This window comes from Exiguobacterium sp. LL15, assembly GCF_024436095.1.
Taxonomy (GTDB): Bacteria; Bacillota; Bacilli; order Exiguobacteriales; family Exiguobacteriaceae; genus Exiguobacterium_A; species Exiguobacterium_A indicum.
Genome location: NZ_JANFNX010000001.1, coordinates 852168 through 863662, shown reverse-complemented (window position 1 = coordinate 863662; position 11495 = coordinate 852168). Strand labels below are relative to the sequence as shown.

General features: G+C 48.3%; 12 protein-coding genes. All 12 read right to left on the bottom strand.

Annotated features, from left to right (window positions below):
- Positions 1–20 precede the first annotated feature (20 nt).
- Complete coding sequence (locus tag NOM72_RS04215) at positions 21–1334, bottom strand: uracil-xanthine permease family protein (protein WP_035396728.1); 1314 nt, start codon at positions 1332–1334, stop codon at positions 21–23.
- A gap of 51 nt (positions 1335–1385) precedes the next feature.
- On the bottom strand, positions 1386–1916 hold the full coding sequence (gene pyrR, locus NOM72_RS04210; RefSeq protein ID WP_035396895.1) for a bifunctional pyr operon transcriptional regulator/uracil phosphoribosyltransferase PyrR: 531 nt from the start codon (positions 1914–1916) through the stop codon (positions 1386–1388).
- Between the two features lie 248 nt (positions 1917–2164).
- On the bottom strand, positions 2165–3088 hold the full coding sequence (locus NOM72_RS04205; RefSeq protein ID WP_035396726.1) for an RluA family pseudouridine synthase: 924 nt from the start codon (positions 3086–3088) through the stop codon (positions 2165–2167).
- A complete protein-coding gene (gene lspA / locus NOM72_RS04200; RefSeq protein ID WP_023468792.1) occupies positions 3085–3561 on the bottom strand; it encodes a signal peptidase II in 477 nt (158 codons plus the stop codon). The genes NOM72_RS04205 and lspA overlap by 4 nt, the downstream gene beginning before the upstream one ends.
- Positions 3562–3633: 72 nt before the next feature.
- Positions 3634–6369, bottom strand: a complete 2736-nt coding sequence (gene ileS / locus NOM72_RS04195; protein ID WP_215083923.1) for an isoleucine--tRNA ligase — start codon at positions 6367–6369, stop codon at positions 3634–3636.
- A gap of 299 nt (positions 6370–6668) precedes the next feature.
- Positions 6669–7190 carry a DivIVA domain-containing protein gene (locus NOM72_RS04190; protein WP_023468794.1) on the bottom strand — a complete coding sequence of 174 codons (522 nt, stop codon included), beginning with the start codon at positions 7188–7190 and terminating at the stop codon, positions 6669–6671.
- Positions 7191–7215: 25 nt separating this feature from the next.
- Positions 7216–7986 (bottom strand): YlmH family RNA-binding protein, encoded by a 771-nt coding sequence (locus tag NOM72_RS04185; protein ID WP_023468795.1) that lies wholly within the window; start codon positions 7984–7986, stop codon positions 7216–7218.
- Positions 7983–8258: a YggT family protein gene (locus NOM72_RS04180; RefSeq protein WP_023468796.1), complete on the bottom strand. Its 276-nt coding sequence runs from the start codon at positions 8256–8258 to the stop codon at positions 7983–7985. Before NOM72_RS04180 ends, NOM72_RS04185 begins: the two co-directional genes overlap by 4 nt.
- A gap of 2 nt (positions 8259–8260) precedes the next feature.
- On the bottom strand, positions 8261–8587 hold the full coding sequence (locus NOM72_RS04175; protein ID WP_231496839.1) for a cell division protein SepF: 327 nt from the start codon (positions 8585–8587) through the stop codon (positions 8261–8263).
- A gap of 193 nt (positions 8588–8780) precedes the next feature.
- Positions 8781–9452, bottom strand: coding sequence for a YggS family pyridoxal phosphate-dependent enzyme (locus NOM72_RS04170; RefSeq protein ID WP_255997892.1), 672 nt, complete (start codon positions 9450–9452; stop codon positions 8781–8783).
- Positions 9439–10215: a peptidoglycan editing factor PgeF gene (pgeF, locus tag NOM72_RS04165; protein WP_023468799.1), complete on the bottom strand. Its 777-nt coding sequence runs from the start codon at positions 10213–10215 to the stop codon at positions 9439–9441. Before pgeF ends, NOM72_RS04170 begins: the two co-directional genes overlap by 14 nt.
- 84 nt (positions 10216–10299) lie before the next feature.
- Positions 10300–11454, bottom strand: a complete 1155-nt coding sequence (gene ftsZ / locus NOM72_RS04160; protein ID WP_023468800.1) for a cell division protein FtsZ — start codon at positions 11452–11454, stop codon at positions 10300–10302.
- Positions 11455–11495: the final 41 nt, after the last annotated feature.

The window sequence follows — 11495 nt, the reverse complement described above, 5'->3', positions numbered from 1 at the left end:
TATCGTTCTCTCGGAACGTCTTAAAAGTTGTTAGCTACCGATTGAGTTGTAGAGGTTTCCGTTGTTTCTTCGACCTGCTCTGTCGTTTTCGGAAGAACTAGATTCAGGATGATTCCAAGAATCGTCGCTAGTGCCATTCCTTCGAGAGAGAAGTTGCCGATTTTGAGCGCCGCGCCTCCGATACCTGTGACGAGAATGACGGCTGTAATCGTCAGATTTCGTTTATCGGCAAGATCGATCTTACTTTCCGTCAGCGTCCGGAGACCATTCGACGCGATGACTCCGAACAAGAGGATACTGATTCCACCCATGACCGGTGTCGGAATCGTCTTGATGAATCCTTCGACATATCCGAGGAATCCGAAGCTGATCGCAAGAACCGCCGCACCACCGAGGACGTAGACACTGTAGACACGAGTGATCGACATGACACCGTTGTTCTCACCATACGTCGTAACCGGTGGTCCGCCAAGCATCGAAGCGACTGTCTTCGCGATCCCGTCACCCAGTACGGTCCGGTGCATCCCTGGATCGAGGAGCGTCTCGCGCCCGATGATCCGTGATGTCACTTTTTGTTCGCCAATGTGCTCCGTCAGTGTGACGAGCGTCACGGGAACAATCAGAAGCAACGCGGCTGTATTCCACGATGGTGTGTAATTCAAGAACGGAATCGTGAAGTCCGGCACGTGGAAGAACGTTGCTTGTTGGAGTGGTGTGAAATCAATGATTCCGACCGATGCCGCAACGAGATAACCAACCGTGATCCCGAACAGGATCGGAATCGTGCTCCACATTCCTTTTAAGTACGTCATCGCAAGGAGTGTGACGCCAAGCGTGACCATCGCAACGAGGAAGTACAGTCCGTTGTACTTGCCGTCCGCTCCGTTCATCGCCATGTTGACAGCGGTAGGGGCGAGCGATAAACCGATGACCATGATGACCGGTCCGATGACGACCGGTGGGAGTAAGCGAAGCAACCAAGAAGCTCCCGTGTAGCGGATGAGGAGTGAGACAAGTCCATAGACGAGTCCAGCGACCATTCCGCCGATTAACGCATCCTCGACACCCCACCGTTCACTGACGGCAATGATCGGGGCAATGTAGGCAAAACTCGAACCAAGATATGTGGGTACTTTGAAGCGGGTAACGGCGAGGAAAATCAGTGTGCCGACTCCGCTTGCGACGAGCGCGACCGATGTGTTGAGTCCCGTTAAGAGCGGGACGAGCACGGTCGCACCAAACATCGCGAAGACGTGTTGTAGGCTGAGCATCAGCCAGTTTAGAGGGTGAGTAGGTACTTCTTGTACATCAAGTACTGCGGCATGTTTTGCCATATGGATGACTCCCTTTCTGGTCTCTCTGGACCACCTTAAAGGTTTTGAATTTTAGCGTTTAATGAATACTTGATCGGCTTCATCGACTTCGGCGAGCGCAACGACGACTTGTTCCTCACGGGATGTCGGGACGTTCTTACCGATGAAATCTGGTCGAATCGGTAACTCCCGATGTCCGCGGTCGACGAGTACAGCGAGTTGAATCATACTCGGTCTTCCATGGTCGACGAGCGCGTCCATCGCGGCGCGAACGGTGCGACCTGTGTAGAGCACGTCGTCAACGAGGACGACGATTTTCCCGGTGATGTCTTCCGGTAAATCAGAACCTTTGATTTCTGGTTCTAAACTTCGTTTCGACAAGTCATCCCGGTACATTGAGATGTCGACGACACCGAGTAAGACCGGTTTTCCTTCGATTTGTTCGATGCGCTTCGCAAGTCGACGAGCGAGTGTCTCGCCTCGCGTCTTGATTCCGACAATCATCAAATCATGAATTCCTTTGTTACGTTCGATGATTTCATGGGCGATCCGTGTCAGTGCACGTCCGATCGCGGCTTCATCTAAGATGACGGCTGGTTTCATGTTTTCTCCTTTCATACAAAAGACCTTCTGCGGAAATCCGCAGAAGGTCATCGAAGACAGAATCATGGCATACGTCATGTATGCATGCCTACACACAATCGTGGTAGGTTCTCCCTTTCGCAGCCTCTCCGGACTCGATTAAAGGTGATACTAGTTAGGTAGGATCGTCACTCGGACGACCGAAGTGTCAGTAGAGGATGTCTCGCATCGCTCTCTAGGTGATACTCTACCGTTTTATTAGAAAAACGTCAAGACTCTAATTCAAGTTTTTTCAATTGACCGATTTCAAATGTCATCTCTTCTGGGAGCGGTGCTTCAAACCGCATCCACTCACCTGTCCGTGGGTGTTCGAAACCGAGAACCGCAGCATGCAAGGCTTGACCGTTCATTTTCATCGTCTTGCGTGGACCATATTTCGGGTCACCAGCAAGCGGGAAACCGATATAACGCATGTGGACACGGATTTGGTGCGTCCGTCCTGTTTCAAGTTTACATTCAACGACCGTAAAGCCCTCGTACCGATCAAGAACACGGAAATGGGTCACGGCAGACTTTGAATTCTTATCCGTTACCGTCATCCGTTGACGGTCGTTCTTATCGCGTCCGATTGGCGCTTCAATCGTTCCGAGTTCGTGCGGGATTTCACCGTGTACGAGCGCGATATAAAGACGCTCCGTCGTCTTCTCTTTCAATTGATGTGCAAGTGATTCATGCGCTAAGTCGTTCTTAGCGACCATCAACAGACCTGACGTATCCTTATCGATTCGGTGAACGATTCCTGGACGTTTGACGCCATTGATGCCTGAGAGATCTTGACAGTGGTGTAATAAGGCGTTGACGAGCGTTCCTGAGACATGCCCTGCCGCCGGGTGGACGACCATCCCTTTTGGTTTGTTGACGACGATGACGTCCGAATCTTCATAGACGACATCAAGTGGGATGTCTTCCGGCAAGATTTCGAGTTCCACTGCTTCCGGGATATGGACCTCAATCGATTCCGTTCCCGATAATTTATAGTTCGGTTTGACGACACGACCGTCGACTTCGACGCGCCCCGCTTTCAACCATTCCTGTACTTGCGAACGCGACCAATCGTTTTGTTCTGCGAGCCATTTATCAATGCGCCCTGTCGCTCCATCCGCTTGCACGGACCATGTTTCTACTTCATTCATTTATCCATCGTTCCTTTCTTAGTCAACCGTTCTTCGAACATGACGCTAATTAGCATCGTGATGACACCAAACGTCAAACAGACGTCTGCGACATTAAAGATCGGAAAATTATAGCCGAACGGGAAGAAGTGGAAGAAATCAACGACTTCTCCTCGTGCCATTCGATCAATGAAATTTCCGATCGCACCACTGAGTAATAACGCGATGCTCCAAGCAAATACCTTATTTTTCGTGCCTTCCTTGTAGAGGAAGTAAATCAATCCAATGACGACGACGACCGTAACGATGAAGAAAAAGCCGAATTTACCTTCGAGCATGCCCCACGCAGCGCCTCGATTCCGATACGAGTTGAGATAAAAGAAATCCGGAATGACCGTGATGGCTTGACCGATCGTCATATTTTGAACGACAATCCATTTCGTCAACTGGTCGATTCCAACGAGTAAAGCAGCAATCCCTAAGTAAAGCCACATCCTATTGTCCTCCGCATCCAAAAATAATGAGGGGCGTCCTGCGAAGTCGCAGTCGCCCCTCCCTTTGTATCATTATAAAGAATTGACGACTTCAGTACAACGTGGGCAAAGAGTCGGATGAGCCGGATCTTGTCCGAGTTCCGTCGAATATGTCCAACAACGTTCACATTTTTCACCGTCAGCTTTTTGAACCGTGATGCCGGTCGTCTCATACATCTTATCCGCCGTTTCAACGAATTCGAGTTGTGAGACTTGGAGTAACTGCTCAAGATGATCGATTGTTCCGAGCAAGGCTTTCGTCTCTTCCTTCGGTGCAAGCAAGAGTTTCGCTTCGAGTGTCTTACCGACGAGTTTCTCAACGCGCGCTTCCTCGAGTGCTTTTAAGACATCATCGCGGAATGTCAGGAACGCGTTCCATTTCTCGATGAGGGCAAGTCCTTCTTCTGAGACTTCGACCGTTTTCGGAAGGTCTGTCAGGAAGATACTCTTCGTTTCAACAGCTGGTACGAATTCCCATGCTTCGTCTGCTGTGTGTGGCAAGACAGGTGCCATCAATTGCAACAAGGCAACGACTGTATCATACATGACCGTCTGAACCGCACGACGCGATGTCGCGTCTGCTTTTTCGATATACAGGATATCTTTCGTGTAATCGAGGTAGAACGACGACAAATCAAGGACACAGAAGTTATGGAGCAATTGATAGACCGACATGAAGTCGTACGCATCATAAGCCGCTTTTACTTTTCCAACAAGTTGGTCCAGTTTCGTACGCATGAAACGATCTGACTCTGGTAAGTCTTCAAATGCGACGCGGTGCGTCGCAGGATCGAATTGATCCAAGTTTCCGAGGAGGAAACGAACCGTGTTCCGGATTTTACGATATGATTCTGAGACTTGTTTGAAGTTATCCATCGATGCTCGGACATCAGCTTGATAATCGACTGATGCCACCCACAAGCGAAGGATCTCTGCTCCAAATTGTTGCATGACTTGAATCGGTGCAATCGTGTTACCGATCGATTTCGACATCTTGCGACCTTGACCATCCAGAACGAATCCGTGACTGACGACCGCTTTGTATGGTGCTTTTCCTGTCGTTGCGACGGCTGTCGATAGCGACGAGTTGAACCAACCACGATATTGGTCAGATCCTTCAAGATAGAGATCCGCTGGACGTGTCAATTCAGGACGTGTCGCAAGGACACCGGCATGTGATGAACCAGAATCGAACCAGACATCCATGATGTCCGTTTCTTTTTTGAAGATACCGTTCGGGCTTGCTGGATGTGTGAATCCTTCAGGAAGCAAGTCGACTGCTTCGCGCTCATACCAGACATTTGATCCGTGAGCTGCAAATAGATTCGCGATATGATCAATCGTTTCTGGTGTGACGATTTCCGTTCCATCTTCAGCGTAGAAGATTGGAAGTGGAACGCCCCAAGCACGTTGACGTGAGATGACCCAGTCGCCGCGGTCTTTGAACATGTTGTGGAGACGTGTTTCCCCCCACTCTGGTACCCACTGGACGCCTTTGATCTCATCAAGGATTTCCGCACGGAAGTCTTTGATTGAAGCGAACCACTGTGGTGTTGCCCGGAAAATGACCGGTTTTTTCGTCCGCCAGTCATGTGGATACGAGTGTTTGATGAACGATAGTTTCAAGAGTGCACCGGCTTCTTCGAGGGCAAGACCGATCTCTTTATTCGCATCTTCATAGAACATGCCTTCGAATCCAGGTGCTTCTGCTGTCATGATCCCTTTATCGTCGACTGGGCAAAGGACGTCAAGACCGTAAGCTTGACCGATGCGGAAGTCATCTTCCCCGTGACCTGGAGCCGTATGAACGACACCTGTCGCTTCCGCTGTAACGTGGTCGCCAAGCATGACGAGTGATTCACGGTCGTACAGTGGATGTTTTGCTTTCATGTATTCGAAATCCGCACCATTAAAGACACGTCCGACTGTTGCATCTTCCCATCCGAGTGCTTCGATGACTTCAGGAACAAGTGTTTCCGCTACGATATAGCCTTTTCCTTGATACTCGATCCGCGCATACGTTAATTCCGCACTGACAGAGATTCCGAGGTTCGCTGGAATCGTCCATGGTGTCGTCGTCCAGATGACGAAATGATCCGTCGGCTCTAAGATGTTTTTCCCGTCCATGACTTGGAACGCGACATAGATGGCAGCTGACCGTTTATCTTGATATTCGATTTCTGCTTCAGCGAGTGCTGATTCAGAAGACGGTGACCAATAGACCGGTTTCTTCCCTTTGTAGATATAGCCTTTGTTCGCCATATCCCCGAATAAACGAATTTGAGCTGCTTCAAATTCTGGTTGCAGGGTGATGTATGGGTTGTCATAGTCACCGAGAACGCCGAGGCGTTTGAATTGTTCGCGTTGGTGATCGACTTGTTCGAGCGCATATTTCGCACATAATTCACGGAATTCTGCGACCGTCATCGATTTACGATCAACACCGGCTTTTTGAAGTGCTGTTTCAATCGGTAATCCGTGTGTGTCCCAACCAGGCACGTACGGAGACTGGAAGCCGTTCATCGATTTGTAGCGGACGATGATGTCTTTTAAGACTTTGTTTAATCCGTGACCCATGTGGATGTCACCATTCGCATATGGAGGACCATCGTGGAGGATGAACGTCGGCTTTCCAGCGTTCTTTTCCTGGACCGCAGCGTAGAGATTCATCTCTTCCCATCGTGCTTGCATATCTGGTTCACGTTTTGGCAAGTTGCCTCGCATTAAAAACTCCGTTTTCATCATCAATAAGGTTTCTTTGTAATCCATCTGACCATCTCTCACCTTTCGCTTTAAAAGTACAAAAAAAGCCAAGCTCATCCCTGAGATAGGGACGAGCTTGGCTGAACTCGCGGTACCACCCTACTAATCCCGCTCGCCAGTTTGACGACGCAGGACCGCTTAAGAACTCGATAACGGGAGTGAGCCGGCATGACTTACTGTTCAGCGAACGTTCAGTCATGCACTCCAAGGGGATACCCCATCTTTTTCGTTGCTCGGGCTTCCACCATTCCCCCGATTCGCTGTCAACCGTCCAAGATACGACGTGTCCTTGTCATTGATTTTATTTATACGACATCGTCGTCATTATACGCAACTGCTGGAACATCGTCAAGCGCTCCACGAGAAGAGAAATCAAACGCATCCCAGTCATGGCTCGTCAATAATTCCATCTGCGCATCGATCAATACTTTGAATCGATTACGATAGAGTTCGATTTTTTTGCGCATTTGCTCGACTTCGAAGTCTGTCCGTTGTGCCCGGCGTTGCGCCGCATCTTGCAACTGCTCTGCTTCACGTTCTGCTTGCTTTAGGATCAAGCTCGCTTCTTTTGAAGCATTGGCTTTGACTTCTTCAGCCGCTTCCTGTGCAACGATGATCGATTTATTCAACGTTTCTTCCATCGAACTGAAGTAGTCGACACGCGCTTGCATGTTTTGGATGACTTCTTGTTGTTGACGGTTCTCACGTAACAACAATTCAAAATCCTTGATGACTTGATCTAGGAATTCGTTCACTTCATCTTCGTCATAGCCGCGAAACTTTCGTGTGAACTCCTTATTATGAATATCGAGTGGCGTTAATGGCATGATGAATTCCTCCTCCGCATTTATCTTATCCTTTTAAAATACCGTATTGTAGTTTGATTCGATCACGTTTCGTTGATCCGAGGATTGCAATCAACTTGACGCGTCCTGTTCCACGCAAGGAAAGTAAGTCGCCTTCTTCTAGCATGAAGCTCGAATCATCCACTACTTTATAATTCACTTTACTCTCACCCTGTTTAATGAGCGCCTGTGCTTTTTGACGTGAGAAGCCTAGAATTTCACTCACGACCGTATCGAACCGAAGTGAGCTGACAAACCCAAGTGTCTCTTCCCACTCTTGATCCTTCACTTTCAAGCGATCTTCTGCGTCTACGCGCGAAAGACGAATCTTCGTCTTCCCTGCTCGTTCGACGTTTGCTTCGATATAGGTCGCGACTTCGTCCGCGACGGCAAACTGTACTTGATCCTGAATGATGACGTCGCCGAATTTGGCTCGTTTCAATCCGACGTTCAATAATGTACCGGTGACTTGACGATGAGAAAGTTCAACGAATTTAGTAGGATAATGAATGCGATAGATGGAAATGTCAAAGTCATCCGCGTTGTATTCATAATAATCTGGTGCGAGGATTGCCCGTTTACGTTCAGCGCCTTCGAAACCGCCCTCAAAAAAGAGGGCGCATTTCGAACCGACGAGTTCTTGTGTGATTTGTTGTTCACGTGGATCTAGGAAATCCGTTAATTTGAACGTATAGGTCGCTTCCACATGATCGATCCAGTTCAAGACTGAGTCGACGAATTCCCGCTCGCTTCCACGATAATGATCATATACGCTCATACTAAAAAGATTGCTCGGATACCCGATTGAGCCAAGTTCAAGACGAGGAAGGCTACAATCGGCGAGATATCCAGCATGCCCCCGATAGGCGGGATGATACGACGGAAGGGCGCTAGGAATGGCTCGACCAACATCGCGAGCACTTGTCCGAATTTAGAATCACGGGCATTCGGGAACCACGAAAGCAGGATATAAACGATCATGACGTAACTGTAATACTGTAACAACGTACTCAATGTACGACCAATTGCGTACATCACTTGAGAATCCATACTTACCACCCCTTATGATTAATATCATCTTCTCCAAGAAGATTCGAGATGCTACCAGCTAACTCGACGTTGTTCGGAACACAGAGGAGGGTATTCTGACTGATCGTCGTAATCGTTCCATCGAGAGCGAAGACGACACCAGATAAGAAATTAATCATCTGTCGTGATTGATCTTTTGACATACGCTGCATATTGACGATGACAGCACGGTTCTGACGAAGATGTTCCCCGATTTCCTGGGCTTCGTTGAAGACACGTGGTTCACTCAAGATGACTTGCGATTTCGTTTTTTTCGTCGCATGAAGCGGCACGATATTCGATTGTCTCACGCTGTCCTCCTTTTGAGTAACACTTGGGGTAGATTCCTCGTAATACTCTTCATACTCTTGTTGTGAAGCACCTCTACCTTTATTTATTGTAGCATCATTTTCATATTCAAGTTCATCTAAATCGTCGCTGTTGCCGAGAAATAGATTTTGCATTTTTGATTTAAAACCCATATCCATTCTCCCTTCTTCTCGTTTAGGTGTGAACGAGCGTCGTCCCGATTCGGACGAACGTCGCCCCTTCTTCGATGGCGATTTCAAAATCCGATGACATTCCCATAGATAACTCCGTACATGGAGCATACGACAATTTTTTCGCCTTGACCTTTTCTTGCAATGTTTTTAATGACCGGAATACCTCACGGATACGCGCCGTATCTTCCGTCAACGGTGCCATCGTCATTAGTCCGATGACACGAATCGCGGGATATTGACCGATTTCGTGTAAGAACGATGGTACATCCTCAGGCGCGATGCCCTGCTTCGATTCTTCCCCAGAAACGTTGACTTGGATGAAACAATCAATGATTCGGTCTGTTCGTTTATTGATCTCTTCCGCCAAATGAAGACGGTCAAGGGAATGCAACACGTCAATGGCATCGATGATTTGACGAACTTTACGCGTTTGTAGTGTACCAATGAAGTGCCACGTACAAGCAGTTCGTCCGAGCTCTGCCTGTTTTTCAAGCAATCCGTCCGGACGATTTTCTCCGAGATGGGTCACGCCAGCTGCTAATAATTCAGAAGCAACTTGACTTGAGACTGATTTCGTCACACCAATCAACTGTACCTGCTTTTCAGAAGAACTCTTTTCACTCGCTTGTTCCATTCGTTTTGTAACTTCTTGTACATTATCAAGAATTGACATCCAATGACTCCTTTACGATCAAACTTGCAAAGCGCCCACCGTGGTCACCGTGGCGATAAGAGAAGTAATCTTCCGCCTGACAGTGTGTACATAGACCTGAGTCAAGGACATCACCGACTCCACAACGCTCAGCTAGCGCAGCATTCGTTTTTTGTAGCGATAACATCGCTTTTCCATCTTCCTTGCGTATGTAAGGAGACTCATCGAGTTCAAGCGCATCGATTGCATCGATGACCGGTTGATCGACTTCGTAACAACAATCACGGATCGATGGACCAATGACCATTTGAATCGATGAACGACTCGCACCCGCACGTTCCATTTGCTTGACTGTTTCCTCGACGATATTGCCAACGGTTCCGCGCCAGCCGGCATGCGTATTCGCGATGATTCCTGTCGTCGGATCACAGAAGACAAGCGGCACACAGTCAGCGAAGAGCATCATCAATAAGACATTCGAATCGGTCGTCACCAATCCATCTGTACCCGGAATCGCTGTTTCGTAATCCAAAGCACCGCGCCCGGAGTCAAGTGTCGTCACCTGTTCGACGTGATTTCCGTGAACTTGCTGTGCCCAAATCGAGTTCTCGAGGGAGAGATCAAGCTGACGTGCGATGACTTGTCGATTCTGGATGACACCGTCGCGATCATCGTTGACATGTAACCCTAAATTTCCGTTTTCATGAGGGGCAGCGAACTTCGTAGTAAAGGCGGCACGTACGGTACCTGTTGGTGTATCCCATTTGATCCATTGTCCAAACATGTTCATGCCTCCTTTGATTTTAAAAAAAGAGGCGCCGCTTTCGCGACACCTCATCGTTTAGCAGTCGTGTCACTGGAACATCGATCAACGATTATTCCGGCGAAGGAAAGATGGGATGTCCATCGTTTCTTCGACATCTGGCTCTTTAGCCGGTTCGGGATTCGAGCTGACAGGTGTCTCTTCGACTTGTGGTTTTGACTCCTCTGTTGGTGGTGGAGTCGCTTGTTTTTTCTTCAATAAATTCTTCATCATTTCTTGAGCGGATGGAATTTCGAAATCGAGTGGTTCGTTTTCGAATTCCGTCGCGATGACTGTAACGATGATTTCATCTTCTAGGTTATCGTTGATGACAGAACCAAAGATCAAGTTGACTTCCTCATCAGCTGCACTCTGAACGATTTGTGCGGCTTCCGTCACTTCGTACAAGCTAAGGTTCGCACTACCTGTGATGTTCATCAGAACACCTTTCGCGCCTTCGATCGAGGTTTCAAGCAACGGACTCGAAATCGCTTTTTTCGCTGCTTCCGTCGCGCGGTGTTCGCCTGTCGCGACACCGACACCCATTAAAGCAGAACCTTTTTCCGTCATGATCGTCTTCACATCGGCGAAGTCGAGGTTGATCAGACCAGGTACGGCGATCAAGTCAGTGATACCTTGTACACCTTGACGCAAGACGTTATCTGCTTCTTTGAACGCTTCAAGCATTGGTGTGTTCCGATCAACGATTTCAAGTAACTTATCGTTCGGAATGACGATCAACGTATCGACTTTTTCTTTGAAGTTCTGGACACCTGAAACAGCATGTTGCATCCGTTTACGTCCTTCGAACATAAATGGTTTTGTGACGACGCCGACTGTCAATGCACCGATTTCTTTTGAAATCTCCGCGATGACAGGAGCAGCTCCTGTACCAGTTCCGCCACCCATCCCAGCTGTGACGAAGACCATGTCAGCGCCTGAAAGGATTTCTGTTAATTGCTCACGGCTCTCTTCCGCCGCTTTTTTACCGATTTCCGGATTGGCACCCGCACCGAGACCACGTGTCAATTTAGCACCGAGTTGTAGTTTTACGTCAGCTTGTGACATGTTCAATGCCTGCGCGTCCGTGTTTACTGCGATGAATTCTACGCCTTGGACACCGTGTTCAATCATTCGGTTGACGGCGTTCGAACCGCCACCACCTACACCGATGACCTTGATTTTTGCTACTTGGTCCATCATTTCATCAAAATGCAACATAAAAAGGGCCCCCTAATATTTTTTACTCATTGGATTTTTTG